The organism is Mesorhizobium sp. M0340, from assembly GCF_040321535.1.
In the GTDB taxonomy this organism is placed as follows: domain Bacteria; phylum Pseudomonadota; class Alphaproteobacteria; order Rhizobiales; family Rhizobiaceae; genus Mesorhizobium.
In genome coordinates, this window is sequence record NZ_JAMYRR010000026.1 from 39235 (window position 1) to 64570 (window position 25336).

Annotated in this window: 26 protein-coding genes; 17 read left to right on the top strand and 9 right to left on the bottom strand. The window is 63.3% G+C overall.

Going from position 1 to position 25336, the window contains the following annotated elements:
• Positions 1–294: 294 nt before the first annotated feature.
• From rpsF to NKI79_RS27525, 13 genes are all read left to right on the top strand, one after another.
• On the top strand, positions 295–786 hold the full coding sequence (gene rpsF, locus NKI79_RS27465; RefSeq protein ID WP_254820244.1) for a 30S ribosomal protein S6: 492 nt from the start codon (positions 295–297) through the stop codon (positions 784–786).
• The gene (gene rpsR, locus NKI79_RS27470; RefSeq protein ID WP_006203718.1) at positions 786–1034 is read left to right on the top strand and encodes a 30S ribosomal protein S18; all 249 of its coding nucleotides are present in this window, start codon (positions 786–788) and stop codon (positions 1032–1034) included. The genes rpsF and rpsR overlap by 1 nt, the downstream gene beginning before the upstream one ends.
• 214 nt (positions 1035–1248) lie before the next feature.
• The gene (gene rplI, locus NKI79_RS27475) at positions 1249–1833 is read left to right on the top strand and encodes a 50S ribosomal protein L9 (RefSeq protein WP_254820243.1); all 585 of its coding nucleotides are present in this window, start codon (positions 1249–1251) and stop codon (positions 1831–1833) included.
• A 153-nt stretch (positions 1834–1986) separates the two neighbouring features.
• A complete protein-coding gene (locus NKI79_RS27480; RefSeq protein ID WP_352647378.1) occupies positions 1987–3276 on the top strand; it encodes a cyclopropane fatty acid synthase in 1290 nt (429 codons plus the stop codon).
• 82 nt (positions 3277–3358) lie between these two features.
• Positions 3359–3682, top strand: a complete 324-nt coding sequence (locus tag NKI79_RS27485; protein WP_352806002.1) for a YnfA family protein — start codon at positions 3359–3361, stop codon at positions 3680–3682.
• A gap of 3 nt (positions 3683–3685) precedes the next feature.
• Positions 3686–4654, top strand: a complete 969-nt coding sequence (locus NKI79_RS27490; RefSeq protein WP_352806004.1) for a small ribosomal subunit Rsm22 family protein — start codon at positions 3686–3688, stop codon at positions 4652–4654.
• 207 nt (positions 4655–4861) lie between these two features.
• The gene (locus NKI79_RS27495; RefSeq protein ID WP_023677714.1) at positions 4862–6352 is read left to right on the top strand and encodes a replicative DNA helicase; all 1491 of its coding nucleotides are present in this window, start codon (positions 4862–4864) and stop codon (positions 6350–6352) included.
• Positions 6353–6619: 267 nt separating this feature from the next.
• Complete coding sequence (gene radA, locus NKI79_RS27500) at positions 6620–8038, top strand: DNA repair protein RadA (protein WP_352806007.1); 1419 nt, start codon at positions 6620–6622, stop codon at positions 8036–8038.
• A 46-nt stretch (positions 8039–8084) separates the two neighbouring features.
• Positions 8085–8756 (top strand): CvpA family protein, encoded by a 672-nt coding sequence (locus NKI79_RS27505; protein WP_254820238.1) that lies wholly within the window; start codon positions 8085–8087, stop codon positions 8754–8756.
• 132 nt (positions 8757–8888) lie between these two features.
• Positions 8889–10358, top strand: a complete 1470-nt coding sequence (gene purF, locus NKI79_RS27510) for an amidophosphoribosyltransferase (RefSeq protein WP_352479226.1) — start codon at positions 8889–8891, stop codon at positions 10356–10358.
• Between the two features lie 74 nt (positions 10359–10432).
• Positions 10433–11173 carry an SDR family NAD(P)-dependent oxidoreductase gene (locus NKI79_RS27515; protein ID WP_352479225.1) on the top strand — a complete coding sequence of 247 codons (741 nt, stop codon included), beginning with the start codon at positions 10433–10435 and terminating at the stop codon, positions 11171–11173.
• An 80-nt stretch (positions 11174–11253) separates the two neighbouring features.
• On the top strand, positions 11254–11883 hold the full coding sequence (locus tag NKI79_RS27520; RefSeq protein WP_352479224.1) for a hypothetical protein: 630 nt from the start codon (positions 11254–11256) through the stop codon (positions 11881–11883).
• Between the two features lie 136 nt (positions 11884–12019).
• Complete coding sequence (locus NKI79_RS27525; RefSeq protein WP_254820234.1) at positions 12020–12241, top strand: hypothetical protein; 222 nt, start codon at positions 12020–12022, stop codon at positions 12239–12241.
• A 166-nt stretch (positions 12242–12407) separates the two neighbouring features.
• Here NKI79_RS27525 and NKI79_RS27530 read toward each other — a convergent pair whose 3' ends face one another.
• Positions 12408–12914: an OsmC family protein gene (locus tag NKI79_RS27530; RefSeq protein WP_352479222.1), complete on the bottom strand. Its 507-nt coding sequence runs from the start codon at positions 12912–12914 to the stop codon at positions 12408–12410.
• 328 nt (positions 12915–13242) lie between these two features.
• Here NKI79_RS27530 and NKI79_RS27535 point away from each other — a divergent pair, with 328 nt between their 5' ends.
• Positions 13243–14217, top strand: coding sequence for a DMT family transporter (locus NKI79_RS27535; RefSeq protein ID WP_352802427.1), 975 nt, complete (start codon positions 13243–13245; stop codon positions 14215–14217).
• A 129-nt stretch (positions 14218–14346) separates the two neighbouring features.
• Here NKI79_RS27535 and NKI79_RS27540 read toward each other — a convergent pair whose 3' ends face one another.
• Complete coding sequence (locus NKI79_RS27540; RefSeq protein WP_352479220.1) at positions 14347–15201, bottom strand: LysR substrate-binding domain-containing protein; 855 nt, start codon at positions 15199–15201, stop codon at positions 14347–14349.
• Positions 15202–15314: 113 nt separating this feature from the next.
• On the opposite strand from NKI79_RS27540, the gene NKI79_RS27545 reads away from it, so the two are divergent.
• Both NKI79_RS27545 and NKI79_RS27550 read left to right on the top strand, forming a co-directional pair.
• Positions 15315–15722, top strand: a complete 408-nt coding sequence (locus NKI79_RS27545) for a tautomerase family protein (RefSeq protein WP_352479219.1) — start codon at positions 15315–15317, stop codon at positions 15720–15722.
• A 139-nt stretch (positions 15723–15861) separates the two neighbouring features.
• The gene (locus tag NKI79_RS27550; protein ID WP_352479218.1) at positions 15862–18084 is read left to right on the top strand and encodes an AMP-binding protein; all 2223 of its coding nucleotides are present in this window, start codon (positions 15862–15864) and stop codon (positions 18082–18084) included.
• Between the two features lie 18 nt (positions 18085–18102).
• On the opposite strand, the gene NKI79_RS27555 is transcribed toward NKI79_RS27550, so the two are convergent.
• From NKI79_RS27555 to NKI79_RS27570, 4 genes are all read right to left on the bottom strand, one after another.
• A complete protein-coding gene (locus tag NKI79_RS27555) occupies positions 18103–18366 on the bottom strand; it encodes a hypothetical protein (RefSeq protein WP_352479217.1) in 264 nt (87 codons plus the stop codon).
• Between the two features lie 191 nt (positions 18367–18557).
• A complete protein-coding gene (locus NKI79_RS27560) occupies positions 18558–19373 on the bottom strand; it encodes a CDP-alcohol phosphatidyltransferase family protein (protein WP_023677728.1) in 816 nt (271 codons plus the stop codon).
• A gap of 3 nt (positions 19374–19376) precedes the next feature.
• Positions 19377–20075 carry a phosphatidylserine decarboxylase gene (locus NKI79_RS27565; RefSeq protein WP_352479216.1) on the bottom strand — a complete coding sequence of 233 codons (699 nt, stop codon included), beginning with the start codon at positions 20073–20075 and terminating at the stop codon, positions 19377–19379.
• Between the two features lie 127 nt (positions 20076–20202).
• Entirely contained in the window at positions 20203–21549 is a 1347-nt protein-coding gene (locus NKI79_RS27570; RefSeq protein WP_352806015.1) for a DMP19 family protein, read from the bottom strand.
• A gap of 210 nt (positions 21550–21759) precedes the next feature.
• Between NKI79_RS27570 and NKI79_RS27575 the strand changes: the two genes are divergently transcribed.
• Positions 21760–22626, top strand: coding sequence for an SMP-30/gluconolactonase/LRE family protein (locus NKI79_RS27575; RefSeq protein WP_352479214.1), 867 nt, complete (start codon positions 21760–21762; stop codon positions 22624–22626).
• Positions 22627–22631: 5 nt separating this feature from the next.
• On the opposite strand, the gene NKI79_RS27580 is transcribed toward NKI79_RS27575, so the two are convergent.
• From NKI79_RS27580 to NKI79_RS27590, 3 genes are all read right to left on the bottom strand, one after another.
• Positions 22632–22979 carry an antibiotic biosynthesis monooxygenase gene (locus NKI79_RS27580; RefSeq protein WP_254820223.1) on the bottom strand — a complete coding sequence of 116 codons (348 nt, stop codon included), beginning with the start codon at positions 22977–22979 and terminating at the stop codon, positions 22632–22634.
• A gap of 88 nt (positions 22980–23067) precedes the next feature.
• Positions 23068–24954, bottom strand: coding sequence for an ABCB family ABC transporter ATP-binding protein/permease (locus NKI79_RS27585; RefSeq protein ID WP_352479213.1), 1887 nt, complete (start codon positions 24952–24954; stop codon positions 23068–23070).
• Positions 24955–24974: 20 nt separating this feature from the next.
• Entirely contained in the window at positions 24975–25328 is a 354-nt protein-coding gene (locus NKI79_RS27590) for an ArsR/SmtB family transcription factor (RefSeq protein ID WP_352479323.1), read from the bottom strand.
• Positions 25329–25336: the final 8 nt, after the last annotated feature.

Below are 25336 nucleotides of genomic sequence, written 5' to 3' on the forward strand. Positions count from 1 at the left end.
CTCGCGTGCAACTCATCTGCTTACGACACGTCGGCCGTTTGCCCTTGCCTTGCGGCCAAATTCCTGTATAGACGCCCGCAATCTGCCGGTCCTTGCTGGGGGCTGAACGGAGGGCCGGAGGTTTTTCGAAACCTTCGTGTGAAGCCGGAAGCGCTTCCGCCTCCCGTGTCTCCGCTCTCGACCGTCTCGTCATGCTCCTTTCTTCCCCGCCTTCGCAAGGATTGCGGGTCAGAGAAGTTGCAGAGGCTTTTGCCGCAGGGAACCGGGAGAGAAACGAAGAAAGGCACGAACACTATGGCTCTATACGAACATGTGTTTCTTGCTCGGCAGGACCTCTCGCAGCAGCAGGTCGATGCGCTTGTCGAACAGTACAAGGGCGTCATCACCGCGAATGGCGGGTCCGTCGGCCGGGTCGAGAACTGGGGACTGAAGTCCCTCACCTACCGGGTGAACAAGAACCGGAAGGCATATTATACACTCATGGACATCACCTGCCCGCCGGCCGCGCTCAACGAAATGGAGCGCCAGATGGGTCTGTCCGAGGACGTACTGCGTTTCCTGACCATCAAGGTCGATGCGCATGAGGAAGGTCCGTCGGCAATGATGCAGAAGCGCGAAGAGCGGTCGGAACGCGGCGGCTTCGGCGACCGCGACCGTGGCCCGCGCTCATTCGGCGACCGCGATCGCGGTGACCGCGGTGATCGTCCGCCGCGCAGCTTCGGCGATGGCGGTGCCGATCGTGGCCCGCGCCGTCCGCGCGAAGGCTTTGAAGGAGCGGCAGAATAATGGTCGACATCAATCAGATCCCAACCCGGCGCCCCTTCCACCGCCGCCGCAAGACTTGCCCGTTCTCCGGCGCCAACGCGCCGAAGATCGACTACAAGGACGTGCGGCTTCTGCAGCGCTACATCTCCGAGCGCGGCAAGATCGTGCCATCGCGCATCACCGCCGTCAGCCAGAAGAAGCAGCGCGAACTCGCCAAGGCGATCAAGCGTGCCCGCTTCCTCGGCCTGCTGCCCTACGTGGTCCGATAAATCTACGCGGGCGGTTCGCCGCCCGCTTTTTGTCGCCGGCCACGACGGGCGTAGCCGGATCGAACACCAAATCCCGGGTTGGATTTCGACAAGAGATCCTAACTGCCGCGACAGGCAGGACAGCGACACAGGCGGCGACGCCCCAGCTTCCTGACCTGTTCCAGACAACTCGGCGCCGATCCTGAGGATAGCGCCCAAGCGAAGGAACAAAACCATGGAAGTCATTCTTCTCGAACGCGTTTCCCGCCTCGGCCAGATGGGCGACACCGTCAAGGTCAAGGACGGATTCGCCCGCAATTTCCTGTTGCCGCAGGGCAAGGCGCTGCGCGCCAACGAAGCTAACAAGAAGAAGTTCGAGGGACAGCGGGCGCAACTGGAAGCCCGCAACCTGGAGCGCAAGTCCGAGGCCGCGCAGATTGCAGAAAAGCTCGACGGCAAGAGCTTCATCGCCGTGCGCTCGGCCGGCGAGACCGGTCAGCTTTATGGTTCGGTCTCGACACGCGACATCGCCGAGCTGGTGACCGCGGAAGGTTTTTCGGTCAACCGCAACCAGATCCTGCTCAACCAGCCGATCAAGACCATTGGCGTCACCAATGTGGCGATCGCGCTGCATCCGGAGGTCGAGGTTACCATCACGCTCAACATTGCCCGCACGGCCGACGAAGCCGAGCGCCAGGCCAAGGGCGAAACGCTGACAACCGCCGAAGCCATCTACGGCGAGGACATCAACGATAATGCGCGACCGGAAAACTTCTTCGATCCGAATGCGGAGTTCGAGGGCGGCGAAGACAACGGCTGATCGTCATTCGTCGGCATTCGCCGGCTAATCGCTATTCTGGACCAATGCCCGGGCCTCGTACCCGGGCATTTTTATGCCAAATGGAACTTTTCGAACCCCTATATCTTGATGCAGAATAAGACAGCCTGTCTGACCGAGAGGGGACATTTGGTCATGAATATTCTGCTGAAACGCATTCTCGACCGCCTGGTCCGCACAGGCAATCTCAAGGTGACAGGGCCGCAAGGCTCGATGGTGACTTTCGGTGACGGCAGCGGCGAGCCGGTGCACATGCATATCAAGACAAGGCATGCCGAGCGCGCCATCACGTTCGATCCGATGCTGGCGGTGCCGGAAGCCTACATGGACGGTGAACTCGACATTCTCGAGGGCGGCGTGCTGGGGGTGATGCGCATTGCGTTCCAGAACATGGGCAGCGGCGGCATCGATGCCACCTGGTCGAAAGCGATCGAAGGTCTGCGCCACGCCTTCCGGCGCCTGCAGCAGATCAACACGGCGTCGCGGGCGCGCCGCAACGTGCAGCGCCATTACGATCTGTCGGGCGACCTCTACCGCCTCTTCCTCGATGAGGACATGCAATATTCCTGCGCTTATTTCGAGCAGCCGGATATGACCCTCGACGAGGCACAAGCGGCCAAGAAGCGCCATATTGCCGCCAAGCTCAGGCTGAGGGCCGGCCAGACGGTGCTCGATATCGGCTCCGGCTGGGGTGGGCTTGGGCTTTATCTCGCCAAGGCGTTCGACGTCGACGTACAGGGCGTGACGCTGTCGACCGAGCAGCACGGCGTCGCCACCGACCGCGCCCATGCGCAAGGCCTGCAAAACCGGGTTCATTTCGACATCAAGGACTATCGCGAACTCAATGAACGTTTCGATCGCATCGTCTCGGTCGGCATGTTCGAGCATGTCGGCGTCAATCATTTCCGCACCTTCTTCGACAAGTCGGCGACGCTGCTGAAGCCGGACGGCGTCATGCTGCTGCATACGATCGGCCGCTCCGGCGTGCCGTGGGCGACCAGCGCCTTCATCCGCAAATACATCTTCCCGGGCGGCTATATTCCGTCGCTCTCCGAAGTGATGCCGGCCATCGAAAAATCGGGGCTCGTCGTCACCGACATCGAGGTTCTGCGGCTGCATTATGCCGAGACGCTGAAGCATTGGGGCGAACGCTTCGCGGCCAACCGCGACAAGGCCAAGGCGATTTATGACGAGCGCTTCTGCCGTATGTGGGAGTTCTATCTTGCCGCCTCGGAAGCTGCGTTCCGCTGGCAGGATCTGGTGATCTTCCAGATCCAGATTGCCAAGAAGAACGACACGCTGCCGATGACGCGCGACTACATGGCCAATTGTGAGAAGGCGCTGGAGATGCGCGATCTTGGACGTCGTGAAAAGGCCCCGGCGGCCAAGCCCGCTCGCCGCCGCAAAATGGTGGATCCGGAGTAGACGGCCGGCGATCGCGCCATTGCCGCTTGCCATTTGCCGACTGGCACGCTGAAAAGGCTCCCGTCAACGCGGGACCTTTTTTATGACCTACCTCCTCTACATCGCTGCCGCACTTGCCGAGATCGCCGGCTGCTTTTCGTTCTGGGCATGGTGGCGGCTGGAAAAATCGCCGCTGTGGTTGGCGCCCGGTCTCGTCTCGCTGGCGCTATTCGCGTGGCTGCTGGCGCTGGTCGACACCAGCGCGGCGGGCCGGGCCTACGCCGCCTATGGCGGCATCTACATTGCCGCCTCGCTGGCCTGGCTGTGGCTGGCGGAAGGCGTGCACCCCGACCGCTGGGATCTTGCCGGTGCCGCGATCTGCATCGTTGGCGCCTCGGTCATTCTGCTCTCACCTCGGACTGTCTAAGCGATGGAACTGCCCGTCCCGCTTAGACAAGGCGTCGATCGCCTTCTCGAACAGGTGCCGTTGCCGATGCTTAAGCAAGCGGCAAAGACGCTGTCGGACCGCTACCGCGCAGAGTTGCGCGACGGTCGCCTGCACATGGCCGAAGACATGGCGGTGAAGGCCTATCTGGCAACGCGGCTGCCGGCGACTTATGCTGCCGTCCGCGCCAGCCTCGACGCGGTAAGCGAGGCGCGGCCCGATTATGCTCCGAGAACGCTGCTCGATGTCGGCGCCGGCCCTGGCACGGTGCTTTGGGCCACAATCAATCTCTGGCCTGATCTCCAGCAGGCGGTGCTGCTCGAGGCCGGCGCCGCGGTACGAAGGGTCGGCGAAGCACTTGCCGCGCATGCGATCACGGCCAGGACCGCCTGGCGGACCGGCGACGTCACCGTCGACCTGGTCGATCTGGAGCCGGCCGAGTTGGTGACTTCAGCCTATGTGCTGGATGAGATCGCGCCGGCATCGCTGGCAAAACTCGTCGACCGGCTCTGGCAGCTGACCGCCGACACGCTGCTGGTCGTCGAGCCGGGCACGCCGGCCGGCTGGCAGCGTATTCTTGCCGTGCGGCGGCAGCTGATCGATACGGGGGCGCACGTGCTTGCGCCCTGCCCGCATGAGGCGCCCTGCCCTCTCGTCGCTCCCGACTGGTGCCATTTCGCCCGCCGCGTCGCCCGCTCGCGCCTGCACCGTCTGGCCAAGGATGCCGAGGTGCCGTGGGAGGACGAGAAATTCATCTTTGTCGCGGCTTCCCGCCATCCGGCCGCTCCGCCTCGAGCGCGAGTGATCGCACTGCCGAAGTCGGGCTCCGGCAAGGTCTTGCTGAAGCTTTGCCAACAGGATGGGAGTGCTGCCGAGCGACTGTTCACCAAGCGCGATGGCGAGACGTTCAAGGCCGCACGGCGACTGGACTGGGGTGATGCCTTGCCGGAATGACCGGCAGCTATTTTCCTGTTTTGTTCTCGCCCAAGAACGGCTAGGCTCGCCATCTTGATTCGAGTCAATTGAGATTCTTTCCACCGAAAGAACCTGGCTGTGAATCGCGGGCATCAAAGTTGGTTGGTTGGGGACTGATGCAGATAAGTCATCACCGACTTGTCTCGTTCTGATATCGAGAGACCGGGGATCAGGACCGGGGACATCATGGCAGAGGCAGCACGAAAATTCGGCGTGGCGGAAACACCGCTCTATCGCGAGGCGCCGAACAACATCGAGGCCGAGCAGGCGCTGCTCGGCGCCATACTGGTCAACAACGATGCCTTCTACCGCGTCTCCGACTTCCTGAAGCCCGGCCATTTCTACGAGCCGCTGCATAGAAAGATCTTCGAGGTCGCGGCTGAGCTCATCCGCATGGGCAAGATCGCGACGCCAATCACGCTGAAGACCTTCCTGCCGGCCGACGAGAAGGTCGGCGACATGACGGTGGCGCAATATGTCGTGCGGTTGGCGGTCGAGGCCGTCACGGTCGTCAACGCCACCGACTATGGCCGCGCCATCTACGATCTGGCCACGCGGCGCGCGCTGATCACCGTCGGCGAGGACATGGTCAACATCGCCTATGACGCGCCGGTCGACATGTCGCCCTCCGACCAGATCGAGGATGCCGAGCGGCGCCTGTTCGAGTTGGCCGAGACCGGCCGCTATGATGGCGGCTTCGAGAGCTTCACCGACGCCGTCAAGACCGCCGTCGACATGGCCAATGCCGCCTATATGCGCGACGGGCATCTGTCGGGCGTCGCCACCGGCTTGCGCGACCTCGACCGCCGTATGGGCGGCCTGCAGTCGTCCGACCTGATCATCATTGCGGGGCGCCCCGGCATGGGCAAGACCTCGCTAGCCACCAATATCGCCTTCAATATCGCCGAGGCCTACGTCCCGGCGCAGCAGGCCGACGGGTCGTTCAAAGCGGCCAATGGCGGCGTCGTCGGCTTCTTTTCGCTCGAAATGTCGTCCGAACAGCTGGCCACCCGCATCATCTCCGAACAGACCGAAATCCCGTCGTCGAAAATCCGCCGCGGCGAGATAAGCGAGATGGATTTCGAAAAGCTCGTCGCGTGCTCGCAGACGATGCAGAAAATCCCGCTGTTCATCGATCAGACCGGCGGCATTTCCATTGCTCAGCTGTCTGCCCGGGCACGTCGCCTGAAGCGCCAGCGCGGCCTCGACGTCATCGTCATCGACTATATCCAGCTGATGCAGGGGTCGAGCGCGAAATCATCGCAAAATCGCGTCCAGGAGATCACCGAGATCACCACCGGGCTCAAGGCGCTGGCCAAGGAGCTGGCGGTGCCGATCATTGCGCTGTCGCAGCTGTCGCGCCAGGTCGAGAGCCGCGACGACAAGCGCCCGCAGCTTTCGGATCTGCGCGAATCCGGTTCGATCGAGCAGGACGCCGACGTGGTGCTGTTCGTCTACCGCGAGGAATACTACCTGAAGAACCGCGAGCCGAAGCCGGGCACCGACGAATACATCAAATGGGAACACGAGATGAACGAAATGCGCGGCAAGGCCGAAGTCATCGTCGCCAAGCAGCGCCACGGACCGACCGGCTCGGTCAGCCTCGCCTTCCAGGGCGAGTTCACCCGCTTCTCCGACCTTGCCGAGGAGCATCATTTGCCGGATCGGTTTGAGTAAGCGTTTGGCCGACATTACAAAAAGAATGCGGGAGTACGGCGATCCTTCGCGCCCCCCTCTGTCCTGCCGGACAGCTCCCCCACGAGGGGGGAGATTGACTGTCATCCTACCCGGCTCTCTAATAGGGGACGTTGGAGATTGGCGAAATCCGAAGCGCAATCCGATCTCACCCCTCGTGGGGGAGATGTCCGGCAGGACAGAGGGGGGCGCTGTCCCGCCTGCCTATCCTGCGCTGGCACCTGCCACACCCGAACCGGGCCACGCCTGATGGCCAAATCGCGCGTCCAGTTCATCTGCCAGAATTGTGGTTCGGTGCATCAGCGCTGGGCCGGCAAATGCGATGCGTGCGGCGAGTGGAACACGCTGGTCGAGGAAGGTACGTCCGGCGGCATCGGCTCGGGTCCGGCCAATAGCCGTAACGCGCGCAAGGGTCGCGCCGTAGTGCTCACCACCTTGTCCGGCGACATCGAGGACGCGCCGCGCATCGTCTCCGGCATCGGCGAGCTCGACCGCGCCACGGGCGGCGGCTTCGTGCGCGGCTCGGCGCTGCTGGTCGGCGGCGATCCCGGCATCGGCAAGTCGACGCTGCTCACCCAGGCCGCGGCCGCGCTGGCGGCAAAGGGCCACCGCATCGTCTACGTCTCGGGTGAAGAGGCGGTCGCCCAGATCAGGCTGCGCGCCCAGCGGCTCGGCGTCGCCGACACCCCGGTCGAGCTCGCCGCCGAAACCAATGTCGAGGACATCCTCGCCACCATCGCCGATGGCAAGCGGCCGGATCTGGTCATTCTCGATTCGATCCAGACGCTGTGGACCGACATGGCCGATTCGGCGCCCGGCACGGTGACCCAGGTGCGTGCCGCGGCCCAGGCGATGATCCGCTACGCAAAATCCACAGGGGCGGCGATCGTTCTGGTCGGCCATGTCACCAAGGAGGGCCAGATCGCCGGCCCACGCGTCGTCGAGCACATGGTCGACGCGGTGCTCTATTTCGAGGGCGAAGGCGGCCACCACTTCCGCATCCTGCGCACGGTCAAGAATCGATTCGGGCCAACCGACGAGATCGGCGTCTTCGAAATGTCGGACAAGGGCTTGCGAGAAGTCGCCAACCCGTCCGAGCTTTTCCTCGGCGAGCGCCATGCGAAGTCGCCGGGTGCCGCGGTTTTCGCCGGCATGGAGGGCACACGGCCGGTGCTGGTCGAGATCCAGGCGCTGGTGGCGCCGTCAACGCTGGGCACGCCGCGCCGCGCCGTCGTCGGCTGGGACGGTGCCCGGCTATCGATGATCCTGGCGGTTCTGGAAGCTCATTGCGGCGTCCGCTTCGGCACCCACGACGTCTATCTCAACGTTGCCGGCGGCTACCGCATTTCGGAGCCGGCGGCCGATCTGGCGGTGGCGGCGGCACTGGTTTCCTCGCTCACCGGTCTTGCCCTTCCCGCCGATTGCGTCTATTTCGGCGAAATCAGCCTTTCGGGTGCGGTGAGGCCGGTTGCGCACGCGCAGCAGCGCCTCAAGGAAGCCGAAAAGCTGGGTTTCGGAAGCGCGGTTCTGCCCTTGGGCAGCGAGGAACTTGTCGGTGGTAATGGGGTCGGGGGGATCGGAGCCGGCGCTTTCCAGCCCACCGAGCTTGCCGATCTCGTGGCGCGCATAGCCGGCTCACGGCGCAGCCGCGTCGACGAGCGAGAGTGATGCGGCTCGTCGAGCCGCGAAAAAGAGATCGGAGTGGGGCGAAAACATGCCGATTACGCTGCTTGACGGAATTCTCGTCGGCTTCACCCTGGTCTCGGCGATGCTCGCCATGGTTCGCGGCTTTTCGCGCGAGATTCTGTCGATCATCTCCTGGGCAGCCGCCGCGGCGGCCGCCTTCTTCTTCTACAAGCCGGTGCTGCCTTACATTCAGCCCTATATCGACAACGAAAAGGCCGCCATGGCGGCGGCCGCCGGTATCGTCTTCATTGTCGCGCTGATCGTCGTTTCGGTCATCACCATGAAGCTCGCCGACTGGATCATCGATTCCAGGATCGGCGCGCTCGATCGTACACTTGGCTTCCTCTATGGCGCGGCGCGCGGTATCCTGGTCGTCGCTGTTGCGCTGCTTTTCTTCAATTGGCTGGCCGGCGCCAAGGCCCCAGGCTGGATTGCCAACGCCAAGTCAAAGCCGCTGCTCGAATCGATCGGCGCCAAGCTCGAAAGCCTGCTGCCCGAGGATCCGGAAAACGCTATCCTCAACAAGCTCAATCCGAATCAGCCAGCCACCGAGACGCCTCTGGCCCCAGACGCGCCTGCAGCGGAAGCACCTGCCGCCGGCGACGACGCCACCGCTCCGGCACCCGATGACAGCGACGCGCCACCGGCCGACAATGCGCCCGCGACGCCGGCACCTGCAAACCCGGCGCCGGCAAACTGATTTCGACAGACTTGCCAATCTGCAGACTTGGCGAGGCATCAAGACTGACGATCATGCGAACGCCGCACGACGTGCGTTGCTTTCGATGCGCTATGACCTTATATGGCGACTTTAGCGGAGCTTGAGCCCTCAATGGCAGACGCAGACGACGTGCTTTCCGCCGAAGCCGACGACCATTTCCACGACGAATGCGGCGTGTTCGGCATTTTCGGCCGGCAGGACGCCGCAGCCATCGTAACGCTCGGCCTGCATGCGTTGCAGCATCGAGGCCAGGAAGCGGCCGGCATCGTTTCCTACGACGGCACCCAATTCCATGTAGAACGCCATGTCGGCCTGATCGGCGACACCTTCACCAAGCAGCGTGTCATCGACAGCCTGCAAGGCAACCGTGCCATCGGCCACACGCGCTATGCCACCACCGGCGGCTCCGGCCTGCGCAACATCCAGCCTTTCTTCGCCGAACTTGCCGATGGCGGCTTTGCCGTCGCCCACAACGGCAATCTCACCAACGCCATGACCGTGCAGCGCGCGCTACAGAAGCAAGGCGCCATCTTCTCTTCCACCTCCGATACCGAGACGCTCTTGCATCTGGTTGCCACCAGCAAGGAGCGCGACCTGAATTCGCGCTTTATCGATGCGGTGCGCCAGGTCGAAGGCGCCTTCTCGCTGGTGGCGATGACGTCCAAGAAGATGATCGGCTGCCGCGATCCGCTCGGCATCCGCCCGCTGGTACTCGGCGATCTCGACGGTGCCTGGATCCTCGCCTCGGAGACCTGTGCGCTCGATATCATCGGGGCGCGTTTCGTGCGTGACCTGAAGCCCGGCGAAATGGTCGTCGTCACCAGCAAGGGGATCGAAAGCCTGTTCCCGTTCGAGCCGCAGAAGACCCGCTTCTGCATTTTCGAATATGTCTATTTCGCGCGGCCGGATTCGTCTGTCGAAGGCCGCAATGTCTACGAAGTGCGCAAGCGCATCGGCGCCGAGCTGGCCCTGGAAAGCCCAGTCGAGGCGGACATCGTCGTGCCGGTACCGGATTCGGGCACGCCGGCGGCGATCGGCTTCTCGCAGGCCGCGGGCATTCCGTTCGAGCTCGGCATCATCCGCAACCACTATGTCGGTCGTACCTTCATTCAGCCCGGCGATTCGATCCGCCACATGGGCGTCAAGCTGAAGCACAACGCCAATCGCCGCATGATCGAAGGCAAGCGTGTGGTGTTGGTTGACGATTCCATTGTGCGCGGCACCACCAGCCAGAAGATCGTGCAGATGGTGCGCGATGCCGGCGCGAAGGAAGTGCATATGCGCATTGCCTCGCCGCCGACGCGCGCCTCCTGCTTTTACGGCGTCGACACGCCGGAGAAATCGAAGCTGCTGGCATCGCGCATGTCGGTGGAGGAGATGGCCGAGTTCATCCGCGTCGATTCGCTCGGCTTCCTCTCGATAGACGGGCTCTATCGCGCCGTCGGCGAAGCCGGCCGCGACAACGAGCAGCCGCAATTCTGCGACGCCTGCTTCACCGGTCAGTATCCGACCCGGCTTGCCGATTTCGAAGGCTCCGACAATGTGCGCACGCTGTCGCTGTTAGCGGCCGGCGGGTCGTAGGCCTTGCCGGTCCGTTTGTCTCCGTCCCCTTGGCCCCTTACGGCGGCTTCACCTTGCCTGTCGGAATCCATCGTATGAGCCTTGACCTCTCCGGCCGCGTTGCGGTCGTCACCGGCGCGTCGCGCGGTATCGGCTATTTCATCGCCAGGGAGCTTGCCGCGGCCGGTGCGCATGTGATTGCGGTTGCTCGCACCGTCGGCGGCTTGGAAGAACTCGACGACCAGATCAAGGCAGGTGGCGGACAGGCGACGCTGGCCCCGCTCGATCTTGCCGACATGGCGGGGATCGACCGGCTGGGCGGCGCCATCCACGAGCGCTGGGGCAAGCTCGATATACTGGTCGCCAACGCCGCTGTGCTCGGCGTCATCGCCCCGATCGGCCATGTCGAGGCCAAGACCTTCGAGAAGGTGATGACCATCAACGTCACCGCAACATGGCGGCTGATCCGCTCGGTCGACCCGCTGCTCAGGCTTTCCGATGCCGGCCGTGCTATCGTGCTTTCCTCCAGCCTTGCCCACTCCGCACGCGCCTTCTGGGCGCCTTATGCGGCGTCGAAGGCGGCGGTCGAGGCCATGACGCGTTCATGGGCGCATGAGACCGAAAACCTGCCGCTCAGGGTCAATGCCGCCGATCCCGGGGCAACGCGCACCGCGATGCGGGCGCAGGCCGTACCCGGCGAGGATCCTGAAACACTGCCGCACCCTTCGGAGATCGCCAAGCGTATCGTGCCGCTGGCCAGCCCTATGCTCAAGGAGACCGGGCTGATCTTCCAGGCCAAGCACAATCGCTTTGTCGCCTACCGGCAGCCGGAGTAGCCACACATCGCATTTTGCCGGAAGAATTGCGCCGGCACCAACGTTGTTCGGGTGCCACAATTCGAGGAACGGAGGACCATATGCGGAGACTGCTTCTCTTGACTGCCACCGCGCTGCTTGCAGTTATCGGCGCCACGTCGTCGCAGGAGGCAACGATGAGCTTTTTCGTCACCAGCGTCGGCTCCGGCAAAGGCGCCGATCTCGGCGGTGTGGCCGGCGCCGACGCCCATTGTAGTTCACTGGCCGAAGCCGCGGGCGTTACCGGCAAGACATGGCGCGCTTATCTCTCGACCAGCGATACCGATGCACGCGACCGTATCGGCAAAGGCCCGTGGTTCAACGCCAAGGGCGTCAAGATCGCCGATGATGTCGCTTCCTTGCATAGCGATGCCAACGCCATCACCAAAAAGACGGCACTCGACGAAAAGGGCCAAATGGTCAACGGCCGCGGCGACACGCCCAACCGGCACGACGTGTTGACCGGCTCCAAGCCGGATGGCACGAAAATAGCCGACCAGACCTGCGGCGACTGGACGCTGAGCGGAGCAGAAGGTGTGGCGATGATGGGTCATCACGATCGTACCGGCCTCGATGATTCGGCAGCCGCCAAATCGTGGAATTCCTCGCATGCGTCACGCGGTGGCTGCAGCCAGGAGGCGCTGAAGGGCACCGGCGGCGACGGCCTGTTCTATTGTTTTGCGGTGAACTGAACCACAGCCGGAAAACGACCGACATCACGCGGCTGTGATGCCGTGGCTTAACGCCGCGCTTTGGCCCAGCTTTCGCCGCTGGGCCGGAGTTGCTAGGATCGTGCGACTCCCAAACAAGCAGAGCGAGGAAATACTCATGGCGGCACCGAGCGTAGCGTTAGTCTGGTATCTGGTGATCGCCGGCCCGCAAGGCGGCATGGTCGTGCTGCCCAGCACATTCGACACCCGCGAACAGTGCGCCTTCGCCATAACCGAATACCAGAAGCAACCGACGCCGGCCGGCTGGTCGGTGCAGTGCGTGCCGAGCGCCTCGCCCTTCGCCGACGAGGGCGACGCCGAGGAGCCGTCGGCGCAGTAGGAGAACGTGATCTCCCCCCTTGAGGGACCCTTGGGGGGACATGGCCGACAGGCCAGGCTGGTCCGACCGCGCTCGGCCTGCTGCAGCGGTTGGCACTTCACGCGAGACAACCCCTCTGTCGCCTTCGGCGACATCTCCCCCTGAGGGACCCTCAAGGGGGAGATCGTCAGCGTCGCGCGCTGACCGTCAGCTCCGGCTTCTGGCTGATGGTCTGAAACACCACGCAGTAGCGCTCGGTCAGCTTGAGCAGCGCATCGATGCGCTCCTGCGGTTCGTCGGTGTCGAGCCCAAATGTCAGCCGGATGGCGCGGAAGCCAACCGGCGCATCCCTCGCCACGCCAAGCGTGCCGCGAAAGTCGAGATCGCCTTCGGCTTCCACCGTGGCGGCCCCAAGCTTGAATTCCAGCGCCGTCGCCACTGCCTTCAGCGTGACACCGGCGCAAGCCACCAGCGCTTCCAGAAGCATGTCGCCGGAGCAGAGTTCGAGCCCGGTGCCGCCGGTCGCCGGATGCAGCCCTGCAATGGCAATCGCCCTGCCCGTCTCGACCTTGCAGGCGATCGATTGGTCGTCGATCGAGCCCTTGGCCTTGAGGGTAATCAGCGCGCGCGAGGCGTCGTCGCGATAGGCCTCCTTCAGCGGCGCCTGCATGGCCTTCAATGCGATCGCGTCCATTTCATTTCTCTCCCATAGTTGTCTGGCTTCGCCGCTTAACGGCGGTGTCGCCTGCCCCAAACGCAAGTCCCCGCTGGCGTAGCGCTTGGCAGGGTTTCGCCCGTATAGCCGGACGATACGGATGCCCGACATCCAACGCCTTCACACCCTCTCTCGCAACACATTCGTAAGGCCGCCGGACATATGGCCGATATCGCCACCCTGGAAACCCGCGAAAGGGTTCTTGCGGGCATCCTGTTCAACGGCGCTGCCGTCTGCTGTTTCGATGCACGACGCCTCGATCAAGCTGACACTATGGTGTCAGGACGGGGCAGCGTAAGCTGGTGAAATGACGGAATCGCTGGACATGTCAGGCACAGTGGAAAGCGCCCGCGAACGTACCCTCGGCATCATCCTGGTCTCGGCATCGGCGGCCGTCTTCGGCCTCACCGGCGTGCTGACCAAATCGATCCATGCCGACCCGCTGACCATCACCTGCTGGCGCGGCTTCGTCGGCTCGATCCTGATCAGCCTTTATGTGCTATGGCGTCGCCAGCGCTCCGGCGGTCGCGACAGCCTGCGGCTCGGCTGGCGCGGCTGGCTGCTGGCGATCGAGGGCGCGCTCGCCAGCATCGCCTTCATCTCGGCGTTCAAGTTCACCTTTGTCGCCAATGTCGCGATCATCTACGCCACCGCACCCTTCGTCACCGCGCTGCTTGCCTTCATGCTGGTCCGCGAGCCGTTCCGGCTGCAGACGCTTGCCGCCGCCGCCGTGTCACTGTGCGGTGTGGCGATCATGGTCTGGTCCGGCTTCGGCACCGGCCATCTGTTCGGCGACGGGTTGGCGCTGCTGATGACGATCGGCAGTGCCCTCTACATGATCATGGTGCGGGCCTTCCGCGACACGCCGGTGGTGTGGGCGGGTGCCGTGTCGGCGTTCCTCCTGTTCGTGCTCGGCTGGCTTATCGCCGAGCCGCTGGCCGTCTCGGCCTGGGATGCTGTGCTTCTAGCCACCTTCGGCGCCTCGTTCGCGCTGGCCTCGATCTTGTGGACGGAGGGCACCCGGCTTATTCCGGCGGCCGAGTCCGGATTGCTGGGCTCGGCCGAAGTGCCATTCGCGATCCTGTTTGCCTTCCTGTTCCTCGCGGAGATCCCGCCGGCAGCCAGCATGCTCGGCGGGGCCATCGTGCTTTGCGCGGTGTTCGCTCACGCCGGCCGAGACTGGCTCATGGCTAGGCAGCGCGCAGAGGATGCAGGACCGATCCTCGCCGCGTCCGAGGGCGAGTTGGCGGTCCGATCACGAGAAGTCCGTTCCTCAAAATAAATTTGAAAAGTCATGGAACCATCATAGGGCTCAGTCATTATGGCTGCGACGGGCCACCCCAAGTCCCCCCAAACCCCTCGGCCCGTCCTACTCAGAGCCGACCGCAAGGTCGGCTTTTTCTTTGCTGGCTCAGTTGGCCAAGGCTAGGTTGCCGCTGAACAACGCGGCCAGATCCTGCGCTGGCCGATCGGCATCCTCACGCAAGCGGATGGCGAATTCGGCGACCGGCACTGGCGGCAGATCAAGATCGCGCGGCGCCTCGACGATGCCGGAATGAGCGAAGCGCGCAGTCCTCAACGTCAAGGCGATGCCGGCGTGCACTGCCGTGCGCAGGCCGGCAAGGCTGGCACTGCCGGCAGCAATGCGGTAGCGACGGCCGGCCGCATCGAGTGCACTGGTCGCCGCTTCCCGAAACCCGCAATGAGGATCGAGCAGTGCCAAGGGCAGTTCGTCATGGCGGGTGGCCAGCCCATTCTGTGAGCAAAGCCAGATCATCGGTTCCTTGAGCACGCCGACTTCGTCGCGTGTCGCCACCTGCCGCATGGCAATGGCCAGATCAAGGGTGCCGGCCTGCAAAGCCTGCGCCAGTTCAGCGGAACGGCCGACGCGCAATTCGATCCTGACGCGCGGATGGCTGACAGCGAAAGCCCTGAGAAGCTGCGGCAAGCCGCTGTCGGCGAAGTCCTGCGTGGTGCCGATGGCGACGCGCCCGTCGGCACGCGCCCCTTTGAGGGCCAGCCACGCCTCGCGGTGCGCGGCAAGGATGCGACGCGCGTGGCCGACCAGATCCTCGCCTGCCGGCGTCAGACCGCGCCCTCGCCCCTGCGGCACCAGCAGCGCTTCGCCGACAACATCCTCCAGCCGCTGCATCTGCGCGGTCACTGCGGACGGGGAGCGGCCGACGATCGACGCGGCCCGCGCCAGGGAACCGCCATCGACGAAAGCGAGGAAAGTCTTGAGGAGGTCGGGATCGAACATCTGCATAATTCGACACTATCAAAGTGTTTATCAAAAACAATTCGATTTTTTTGATTTAGTAATGATGGCACGATTTTATCGACGGCGAGAAACGCCGCTTGAAGCCGAGGAGAAGAAACATGCCGATCATCAATGTCAGCGTCACCGGCAAACCCGATGCCGGTTTGTCAGCCGCCATTGCCAAGGAGGTGACCGAACTGACGGCCATGCATCTGCGCAAAGATGCAACGATTACAGCTGTTGCCATTTCCTATCACGACCCCGAGCACTGGTTCGCCGGCGGCAAGTCGCTGGCCGAGCATGGCGCCAACACGGCTTGGCTCGACATCAAGGTTGTCGACGGCACCAACACCAAGCTCGAGCTGGAGGCGTATCTGCAGGCAATTTTTGCCGCATTCGGCCGGCTTCTGGGCAAGGTGCATGAGGAAAGCTACGCCCTCGTGCATGAAGTGCCTGCGGCCGCCTATGGCTTTGGCGGCAAGACGCAGGAATTCCGCTTCATCAGCGGAAGGATGAAAGCGGCGTAGCTGCGATAGGCAGCCGAATCCAGTGATGACAGGAGAAAAGGAAAATGGAGCCGCATTGACGTTGATCCAACTTCGGCTAGGTTCTCACCCGAAGCGGCCACTGAAGAGCCGTGACGTGAGATTGTTGGGAGATGCGGCGATGATCCTGACACTGGCGCTGCTTGCGGGTCTTGTCGCGGCCTGGCTGCTGATCGGCGTGGTGGAGACGTTCCGCCTCGGCCTGCGTTTGAGCCAGGCGCTGCTCTACGTGCCGTTCAAGCTCGCCTACCGGATCAGCGACGAGCGCATCAAGATTGCCCGCAAGTCGGCGGCCCCGGTCATCTACGTCGTTTGGCATCAGTCACGCATCGAGCCGGCGCTGATGCTGTCGCTGCTGCCGGAGGACACGCTGCACATCCTCGACCAGGCTTCGGCCAGGTCGCCGTGGCTGGAGCCGTGGCGTGAGCTCGGCCGCACCATCGCCTTCAACGCCGAGCATGTCTTCGTCAGCCGCAGATTGGTGCGGGTGCTGAAGGGCAAGGGCCGGCTCGCCGTTTACCTGCCGGATGCGGTCGAGCCCGACGTCAAGTCGTTTCGGTTGTTTCGCGCCATCACCCGTATCGCCATGCAGGCCGACGCGCGCATCGTGCCGATCTTCGTTGCCGGCGCACGCAGCCTGCCGGCTTCACTGACGCCGGCGGACAAGGCGCCCCGCCACTGGTTTCCGCAGCTGTCGATCAGCGTGCTGGAGCCGATGACCATTGCCGAGCTGGTGGCGCGGAATCCCGATCAGGCCTCCAACACAAATGCGTTGTTCGATCGCTTCGCTGAGGCCAGGCTTTTCGGCAACGATCTCGATCGCGGCCTGTTTCTTGCGATGCGCGATGCCGCCGACCGGGTTGGCGCTTCGCATCCAATTGTCGAGGACGTCATTGGTGGCGCGCTGAGCTACCGGAAAATGTTCATCGGCGCCAGGGTTTTGGGCCACCGCTTCGAGGCAATAACAGCGCCGGGCGAAGCGGTTGGGCTGCTCCTGCCCAACGCCAATGGGGTCGTGCTGTCGTTCGTCGGACTTTTGTCGGCTGCGCGGGTGGCAGCAATGATCAACTATACCGCCGGCCCGGCCAGCGTCACCGCCGCCGTCCGCACGGCGATGATCCGCACCGTGGTCTCCTCACGCGCCTTTGTCGAAAAGGCCAACCTCGCCGACATCGTCGAGGCGGTGGAAAAAGGCGGGGCGAAACTGTTGTGGCTGGAGGATGTTCGCGCAAGCGTGACCGTGCTGGACAAGGCCGCAGCCGCCTTGCTGTGGCGCTGGCCGCTGCAGCGCCAGGATGCGGCCAAGCCGGCGGTGATCCTGTTCACCTCCGGCTCGGAAGGCACGCCCAAGGCCGTGGTGCTGTCGCACCGGAACCTTCTTGCCAATGCGATGCAGGCGGAAGCCCGCATCACCATCTCGCCTGCCGACATCCTGCTCAACGTGCTGCCGGTGTTCCACTCGTTCGGGTTAACCGGCGGCACCATCCTGCCGCTGGTCACCGGAGTAAAGCTGTTCCTCTACCCGTCACCGCTCCACTACAAACTTATTCCGGAGGTGGCGCGCAAGGTCCGGCCAACGGTGATGTTCGGCACCGACACGTTCCTCGCCAACTATGCCCGCACCGCCAAGGACGACGATTTTTCCAGCCTGCGCTTCGTCGTGGCCGGTGCCGAGGCGGTGAAGCCGGAGACGCGCCGGGTTTACCGCGAGCGCTTCCAGGCCGAGATCATCGAAGGTTTTGGCTTGACCGAGGCCGCACCGGTGGTTGCCGTCAACACTGCCATCCACGGCCGCGACGGAACGGTCGGGCGGCTGCTGCCGGCCATGCGCATGAAACTCGAACCGGTCGAAGGCATTAGCGACGCCGGCCGGCTGTGGCTCGACGGGCCGAACCTGATGATGGGCTACATGACCGCCGATAGGCCGGGCGAGCTGCAGCCGCTCGAAGGCTGGCACGACACCGGCGATATCGTTTCGGTCGATCGCGAAGGCTTCATCACCATTCGCGGCCGCGCCAAGCGCTTCGCCAAGATAGCCGGCGAGATGGTATCACTTGGTGCGGTCGAGATGCTGGTGCAGTCGCTGTGGCCAGAAGAGCATCACGCCGTGGTGGCAGTGCCGGACAAGCGGCGCGGCGAGCGCCTCGTTCTGGTCACCACCGCCGCCAATGCGGATCCCGACGAATTGCGCGAATTCGGCAAAAAAGCCGGGGCGGCCGAACTGATGGTGCCGAACGACATCGTCAAGGTCGAAGAGATCCCGGTGCTGGGCTCCGGCAAGACCGACTATGTCTCGACTAGAAAGCTGGCGCTCGAGAGGCTGGGACTGAGCGCAGCCGCCTGAGGTTTGCTGTCGAAAACTCTAGAGGACCACCACCGACAACAGCAGAATGACGCCGACGGCCATCATCAGCAGGCCCGGCCAGTTCTGCGACAGGCCGAGAAAACGGAGCCCGCGTCGTCGCGGCTCCAGAGTCGGACCTGGTGTTGCGAGATTGGGGGTCGGACTATCCGGCGCGGTGGAGACAGCGGCCGGCTCACTAAGCCGCCCGCGCATGATGGCCGCAACCGCCATATAGACGAGGCCGGCGACAGTCAGTAACGCGCCGATGAGGATGACAGCCATTTCTCCTCGTTTCCGATGGTTTTGCGCCCAATGCGGCAGCTTGCGCGACGTTGACGACGTATCACGACCAGCCGCTCAAACGGACCTACCAACACAAACGGTCTGGCCGCCCAGCAAGTTCCGAAAACGGGTTTTTGAGGTGCGTTCCACAGCGCCGCGTGCTCTGCGAGCCGCTCCCAAGTCAAAATCCGTCAGCCAATGTCCGACGACGGCACCTTCTCGCCTTCGCGCTTGGCGCGTCTCGAATAGGCGCGCACGCTGAACGGCAAGAAGACCAGGTAGCCGGCAACCGAGGCCGTCAGCGTATACCAGGGATAGGTCATCAAAAGCAGGACGTAGAGAACGACTGCGAGAATGATCGGCAGCACCCTGTCGCCCGGTATCCTGACGCTCTTGCCGGAATAGACGGGCAGTCTGCTGACCAGCAGGAACGCCACCAAGATTGTAAAGCCGGTGGCAATGAAGGCCGCCAGGCGGCTGGGTTCAAGCCCAAGCCTGAGGAAGAACAGATAGAGCGGCAGCATCACCAACACCGCACCCGCCGGCGCCGGCACGCCGACGAAATATTCGGTCTGCCACTGCGGACGGTCGAGCTCTTCGTCGAGCACGTTGAAACGGGCAAGCCTCATCCCACAGGCGATGGTGAACAGCAGTGCGGCGATCCAGCCCGGCGAACCTGCCCTGTCGAGTAGAAAGGCATAGAGCACCAGCGCCGGTGCCACGCCGAAATTGACGATATCGGCCAGCGAATCCATCTGGGCGCCGAATTTGGAAGTCGCCTTCAGCATTCGCGCCAGACGGCCGTCGATACCATCGAGGAAGGCGGCGAGCAGCACCATCACCACCGCTGGCTCGAAGCGGCCCTCGAAGCCGAAGCGAATACCGGACAGGCCAGCGCAGATGGCAAGCACCGTGACAAGATTGGGCAGCACCATGCGCATCGGGATTTCGCGAATGCGCGGCCCTCCGCCGCCATGCGCCTCGAATTTCTTGAACGGCGGCGCCACCGGTCAGGACACCCGCACGAGCGGCGTTGCAGCAACGCCGCCGAATTCCGCCAGCACCGTCTCACCGCCAACCGCGGTCTGGCCGACGGCGACACGCGGCGTCGCGGTCGAGGGCAGGAATACATCGACGCGCGAGCCAAAGCGGATCAGCCCGAAGCGCTCGCCGGTGCCGATGGCGCCGCCAGGCTCGGCCCAGCAGACGATGCGCCGCGCCACCAGGCCGGCAATCTGCACCGCGGCGACCGTTCCATTGGGGCTTTCGATGACCAGCCCGTTGCGCTCGTTCTCGGTGCTTGCCTTGTCGAGTTCGGCGTTGAGGAATTTTCCTGGCCGATGCTCGATCCTGGAAATGCGGCCACGCACCGGAGAGCGGTTAACGTGGCAGGAAAAGACGTTCATGAATACCGAGATGCGGGTCATTTCGCCGCCGCCGAGGTTAAGCTCGCGCGGCGGCACGGCCGGGCCAACCGCCGAGACGATGCCGTCGGCCGGGCTGACAACCAGCCGGTCGTCGATCGGCGTGACACGCTCGGGATCGCGGAAGAAATAGGCGCACCAGGCCGTCAGGATGAGACCGATCCAGAACAGGGTCGAGGAGAAATAGCCAAGAAAGAGCGTCGCCGCGCCGAACGCAGCGATAAAGGGATAACCCTCGCGATGGATCGGAACGAACGCATTCTTGATCGTGTCGACGAGGCTCATGGGATCAGGACAACCTTGGTTCCAAGTCCGGCCTCAATAGCGGAAACACCCCGCGGTCGCAACGCGACAATGGGAGCGCTCGGGGGTGGCGGTCGCCGCCGTCTCAGAACGGCCAAGCGGAATCCACTCAGGCACCCGCTGCTGCCGCTTGGTCGAAATACTCCTCGAGCTCGCGCCGATCGGCCTCCGCCAGGCTCTCTTCGTGGCTGCCGCGCAGCGCGCCGCCTTTCGGGGTCGACTGGAGGAAGAATACATGCCCGTCGGCCATAACCACCCAGTTCACAACTGCGCCGCCTTCCCTAGGCACCACCGAGTTCGCCGAGACGACAGCATCGGTCGGATCGAACCCGGCCCTGCGTAGCAAGAGGTCGACAGCGACCGGCGCATGATAGGCTGCGGCCAATTCGAGCACCGTTTCTATTGCCTGCGCTTCAACACGGGCAAGTCTCTTGCCGACGCGCGGGGCGCCGGCAGCGAATGGATTCTCGCCCGGACGCGCGACGGACGGATCCTTCGGGGCGATATATTCATAGACGGCCGCATGCGTGGGCGTGGCGACGGCTAGACGCGGCTCCTTGGCATTGGTGCGCAGCTGAAAAGCCAACAGTTTTTCGCCCTCGACGTCCAGCACCCTTGCCATGCCGAGCGCCAGCTTGACCTCCGGCCTAGGCGCATCGGCGCATGCAAGGCCGACGCCGACATCACGCCAGCCCGTCATTTGATTGACCAGCTTGCCAACAGAACGATGGAGTAGCCTCGGCTCGCGCCGGGGATTGGCCATGGCCAGTTGATGGATGGCTTCTCGGTAGTCGGCATCCTCAACGATTGCGAGTTCAGGCCACGAGTTTATCCAGCGCGCCGATAGAGCGAGCATCGATGCGGCCTGATCGGCTTGGTAGAATAGACGGTCGAGAGTACTGAGCTTATCGTCAGTACCTCCTTCGAAGCCTGTCTGTTCCTCAGTCTCCTCGGGGTGCTCCGCGACCCAGGCAGCCATTTGGTCCAAAGTCGCCAGTTGTCCGTGCGCGCCCATCTCAGCGAGGGCAGTGCGTGCGTCGGCAATGACGGTGTCGAGTTCTTCGCCAGAATTATAGATGAACTGGCTATGGCCGCCATTGTTGACCTCAGCCAAATAGTCATCGGCATGACAGGCCTGCATTGCCTTGGGGCTGATTTCCGTGGAACGGTAAAGGCCTTGCGCGACCATGGCTTCGACGAATTCTCTGACGGCTACAATGAGACCGAAAGGATTGTCGGCCGCGTCTTCCACGACTGAGCGCGGCACGATCACCGAAGATGATGGCTTGCCTGGGGATGACTGTTTGGACCGAGTCGGTGAAATGGTCGCTGATCGCTGAAATTTCTTCTTAGCCCAGCCGGAAAATCTTTCAAACACGCCAAACGCCCTCCCTGCTTGCCACAACAGGATTCTGCGGGCCAACGTGATTCTTGCATTTGACTTTCCCGTCCGCAAGCACCGGCCGGTTATACTTCATTGAAGAAGAATGAGTGAAGGCGCACGGCGCATCGCGCGGTTCCGTGCGGCTACTCAGGTCAAATATAAACGACGCCGTCGCCATCCTCATTGTCGGAACGCAGCACTCTCGCCCGTCCTTGGCAAGACAGCGCCTCTCATCGGCCTTTTCGGCCATGACGATTTGCGCAACCCGGAGGTTCTCGGCCCATGCAGAAATCAGCAGCTAGGCAAGTGCAAGTGGTGATGAACGGCTTGGCTTTCGGCGAGTCACCGCGCTGGCACGATGGCCGGCTGTGGTTCTGCAACTGGGGTACGGGCCAGATCATCGCCGTTGACGTCCTAGGCAACAGCGAGATCGTGCTCACCGTGCCGGCCACCCTGCCCTATTCCATTGACTGGCTGCCGGACGGGCGCCTGCTTGTCGTGTCCGGCCGCGAAGGGCTGATCCTCAGGCAGGAGGCAGACGGGACATTGGTCACCCATGCCGATCTGAGACAACTATCAAAGAGCCCGTGGAACGAGATCGTCGTCGATAGGCGCGGCAACATCTATGTCAATGGTGGTGGGCCTGCTCCGGGTCCCGGCCAGCATTTCGGCCCCGGTGCCATCGTGCTGGTAGCGCCTGACGGCTCGGTTCGGCAGGTGGCTGAGAACCTCGCCTTCGCCAATGGCATGGCGGTGACGCCTGACAACAAGACGCTGATCGTTGCCGAGTCCCACGCCAACCGGCTGACCGCCTTCGACATCGCTGCCGATGGCGGCCTTTCCAACCGCAGGATCTGGGCCAATCTCGGCAACGGTTTTCCCGACGGCATCTGCCTCGATGCCGAAGGTGCGGCCTGGTATGCCGATGTTCCGAACCGGCATTGCGTGCGGGTGCGCGAGGGCGGCGCGATGCTCGAAAGCGTCGATGTCGACCGCGGCTGCTTTGCCTGCATGCTCGGCGGCAGCGAGGGAAAAACGCTGTTCATCGTTGCCGCCGAATGGCGCGGCTTCGAACATATGATCAGCGATGCCCGTACCGGCCAAGTGCTCAGCGTCGACGCTACTGCGCCGGGCGCCGGCTGGCCGTAAAGAGCTTACATCCCGGGAATCCGCTGATAGTTGGCAATATCGGCCTTGACGCCAAGTCGCGCAATGGTCTCCTGAGGATTGAAGCCGCTGCGCTCATGCGCAGCCTTGATGATCGGCACCACCTTGTCGACAGCGGCCTGCCCTTCCCATTCGACAATGGTCACGAGGTTGAACTCGCCCGGCCCCGAGAATTGCTCAAGCAGGAAATCCTGGACGAACCCTTGCTGCTGGCGCAGCAATTCATGCGTCATTCGGACCTTGGCAAGAATCTCCTCGCGGGCGTTGGCCGGAACGACAAACTTGTCCACCCGGAATACGCTGCCGCCGCTAACTGCCTGATTTATCCCATTCATGTCGATTGTCTCCGTTTTTGAACGACGCATCTTGCTGCGATCCAAAACGGCCTACGATCTCAACTTAAGTTGAGGTCAAGCACGATTTTCAGCTCACCTCCGAGGTGCGGCGGCGAACGACGACGCCGAACTCGTCACTTTCGCGGGCAATGCGCAGCCGCTCCTCGGCCTCGCTTGCCTCGCGCTGGCGGTCCCACATCGATGCATAAAGGCCGCGCTTGGCCATCAAGGCGGCATGGGTGCCGCGCTCGGCGATCTGGCCGTCCTGCAGGACGATGATTTCGTCGGCCGAAATCACTGTAGACAGCCGATGGGCGATGACGAGGGTGGTGCGGCCCTGGCTGACCAGGTCGAGTGCCGCCTGGATCTCCTGCTCGGTGTGGCTGTCCAGCGCCGAGGTCGCCTCGTCGAGCATCAGGATCGGCGGAGCCTTCAAGATGGTGCGGGCAATCGCCACCCGCTGCTTCTCGCCGCCGGAGAGTTTCAGCCCGCGCTCGCCCACCATTGAGCGATAGCCGTCGGGCAGCCGCTCGATGAACGGTCCGATCTGGGCCAGTTCTGCTGCCTTGCGCACATCCTCCTCGCTGGCGCCGATGCGGCCGTAGCGGATGTTGTAGGCGATGGTGTCGTTGAACAGCACCGTGTCCTGCGGCACCATGCCGATGGCGGCGCGTAAGCTCTCCTGCGTCACGTCGCGAATGTCCTGGCCGTCGATCAGAACCTTGCCGCGCTGGATGTCGTAGAAACGAAACAAAAGCCGCGAAATGGTCGACTTTCCGGCTCCGGAGGGACCGACAATGGCCACCGTCTTGCCTGCTGGCACCTCGAAGCTGATACCCTTCAGGATTTTGCGGTTGGGGTCGTAGGAAAAATGCACGTCACGGAACTCGACATTGCCGGCGCTGACGACCAGTGGCTTGGCGCCCGGTCGATCGACGATCTCGCGCTTGACGTCGAGCAGATCGAACATGTTTTCGATGTCGGTCAGGCCCTGGCGGATTTCGCGGTAGATCATGCCGATGAAATTCAGCGGCACCGAAAGCTGCATGAGCATGGCGTTGACGAAGACGAAATCGCCGACGCTCTGTGTGCCTGCCTTCACCTCGAGTGCCGACAGCACCATGACGACGGTCATGCCGATGCCGAAGATCACGCCTTGGCCGAAGTTCAGCCAACCAAGCGAAGTCCAGGTCCTGGTCGCAGCCACCTCATAGCGCGCCGTGGAACGGTCGAAGCGCTCGGCCTCCATGGCTTCGTTGTTGAAATATTTGACTGTTTCGTAGTTGAGCAGCGAATCGATCGCCTTCGTGCTGGCTTCATTGTCGCTGTCGTTCATCTCGCGGCGGATCGAAATACGCCAATCGCTCGCCCTGACGGTGAACCAGACATAGAGCCAGACCGTGACCGCGATCACCAAGACGTATAGCCAGCCATAGGTGACGGCGAAGATGCCGGCGGTGAGCGCGAATTCCACGATCGTCGGCGCAGTCGCCAGCATGGTGAACCGGACGATCGTCTCGATGCCTTTAGTGCCGCGCTCGATGACGCGCGACAGTCCGCCGGTGCGCCGTTCGAGGTGGAAGCGCAGCGATAATTCGTGCATGTGCACGAAGGTACGGAAGGCGAGCCGGCGCACGGCATGCTGGCCGACCCGTGCAAACAGGGCGTCGCGCAACTGGTTGAAGCCGAGCTGCACCAGCCGCACGGTATTGTAGGCGACGACCAGCATGACCGGCGCCAGCAGGAAGGCCGGCAGCGGCGGCGGCGATTTGCTATCGCCGGCCAGTGCGTCGGTCGCCCATTTGAAGAAATAGGGTCCGGCCACCAGGGTCAGCTTGGCAACGACCAGCAGCACGGTGGCCCACACCACCCGGGCCCTCAGGTCGGCGCGGTCGGCCGGCCACATGTAGGGCCAGAGATTGCGCAACGTTCTGAAGGTCGAGCCGGAATCGGCGGAAACGGTTTTCTCGGCCATTCTTGTTTACCTTTTATATCTTAGCGGCCGGAGCAGCAGGAATCGACCAGCGCGGCCAGCGATGCCGAAACATCGGCGAGCGCGGCGCGGTCGAGCTCATAGCGCGAGCGCTGGCGGTCAGGCTCGAAGCGGATCAGCCCGGCCTCGACCAGGATCTTCAAATGCTGGGAAACGGTGGACTGCGCCAGATCGAGATGCTCGACGACCTCGCGACAGCAGCACGAACGGCTGGCGGAAAGGTGTTTGAGAATTTCGATCCGCGCCGGATGCGAAAGGGCCGCGAGCCGGACAGCGACAGCGCGGCTATCCGGCGTGCATTTGGCCGGCGTGCAGTTGGCCGGCGCGCGTTCATCTGCCGCCTGGCGTCGGTCCATTACGGGGG

Bases quoted from the DNA above. Each gene is read 5' to 3' on its own strand.
- NKI79_RS27575 (WP_352479214.1), top strand. From the start codon at position 21,760: ATGCAGAAATCAGCAGCTAGGCAAGTGCAAGTGGTGATGAACGGCTTG.
- NKI79_RS27580 (WP_254820223.1), bottom strand. From the start codon at position 22,979: ATGAATGGGATAAATCAGGCAGTTAGCGGCGGCAGCGTATTCCGGGTG.
- NKI79_RS27495 (WP_023677714.1), top strand. From the start codon at position 4,862: ATGGCAGAGGCAGCACGAAAATTCGGCGTGGCGGAAACACCGCTCTAT.
- NKI79_RS27485 (WP_352806002.1), top strand. From the start codon at position 3,359: ATGACCTACCTCCTCTACATCGCTGCCGCACTTGCCGAGATCGCCGGC.
- NKI79_RS27530 (WP_352479222.1), bottom strand. From the start codon at position 12,914: ATGGACGCGATCGCATTGAAGGCCATGCAGGCGCCGCTGAAGGAGGCC.
- NKI79_RS27545 (WP_352479219.1), top strand. From the start codon at position 15,315: ATGCCGATCATCAATGTCAGCGTCACCGGCAAACCCGATGCCGGTTTG.
- NKI79_RS27525 (WP_254820234.1), top strand. From the start codon at position 12,020: ATGGCGGCACCGAGCGTAGCGTTAGTCTGGTATCTGGTGATCGCCGGC.
- NKI79_RS27550 (WP_352479218.1), top strand. From the start codon at position 15,862: ATGATCCTGACACTGGCGCTGCTTGCGGGTCTTGTCGCGGCCTGGCTG.
- radA (WP_352806007.1), top strand. From the start codon at position 6,620: ATGGCCAAATCGCGCGTCCAGTTCATCTGCCAGAATTGTGGTTCGGTG.
- NKI79_RS27565 (WP_352479216.1), bottom strand. From the start codon at position 20,075: ATGAGCCTCGTCGACACGATCAAGAATGCGTTCGTTCCGATCCATCGC.
- rpsF (WP_254820244.1), top strand. From the start codon at position 295: ATGGCTCTATACGAACATGTGTTTCTTGCTCGGCAGGACCTCTCGCAG.
- NKI79_RS27520 (WP_352479224.1), top strand. From the start codon at position 11,254: ATGCGGAGACTGCTTCTCTTGACTGCCACCGCGCTGCTTGCAGTTATC.
- NKI79_RS27480 (WP_352647378.1), top strand. From the start codon at position 1,987: ATGAATATTCTGCTGAAACGCATTCTCGACCGCCTGGTCCGCACAGGC.
- NKI79_RS27515 (WP_352479225.1), top strand. From the start codon at position 10,433: ATGAGCCTTGACCTCTCCGGCCGCGTTGCGGTCGTCACCGGCGCGTCG.
- NKI79_RS27540 (WP_352479220.1), bottom strand. From the start codon at position 15,201: ATGCAGATGTTCGATCCCGACCTCCTCAAGACTTTCCTCGCTTTCGTC.
- rpsR (WP_006203718.1), top strand. From the start codon at position 786: ATGGTCGACATCAATCAGATCCCAACCCGGCGCCCCTTCCACCGCCGC.
- rplI (WP_254820243.1), top strand. From the start codon at position 1,249: ATGGAAGTCATTCTTCTCGAACGCGTTTCCCGCCTCGGCCAGATGGGC.
- NKI79_RS27590 (WP_352479323.1), bottom strand. From the start codon at position 25,328: ATGGACCGACGCCAGGCGGCAGATGAACGCGCGCCGGCCAACTGCACG.
- purF (WP_352479226.1), top strand. From the start codon at position 8,889: ATGGCAGACGCAGACGACGTGCTTTCCGCCGAAGCCGACGACCATTTC.
- NKI79_RS27555 (WP_352479217.1), bottom strand. From the start codon at position 18,366: ATGGCTGTCATCCTCATCGGCGCGTTACTGACTGTCGCCGGCCTCGTC.
- NKI79_RS27535 (WP_352802427.1), top strand. From the start codon at position 13,243: ATGACGGAATCGCTGGACATGTCAGGCACAGTGGAAAGCGCCCGCGAA.
- NKI79_RS27505 (WP_254820238.1), top strand. From the start codon at position 8,085: ATGCCGATTACGCTGCTTGACGGAATTCTCGTCGGCTTCACCCTGGTC.
- NKI79_RS27585 (WP_352479213.1), bottom strand. From the start codon at position 24,954: ATGGCCGAGAAAACCGTTTCCGCCGATTCCGGCTCGACCTTCAGAACG.
- NKI79_RS27490 (WP_352806004.1), top strand. From the start codon at position 3,686: ATGGAACTGCCCGTCCCGCTTAGACAAGGCGTCGATCGCCTTCTCGAA.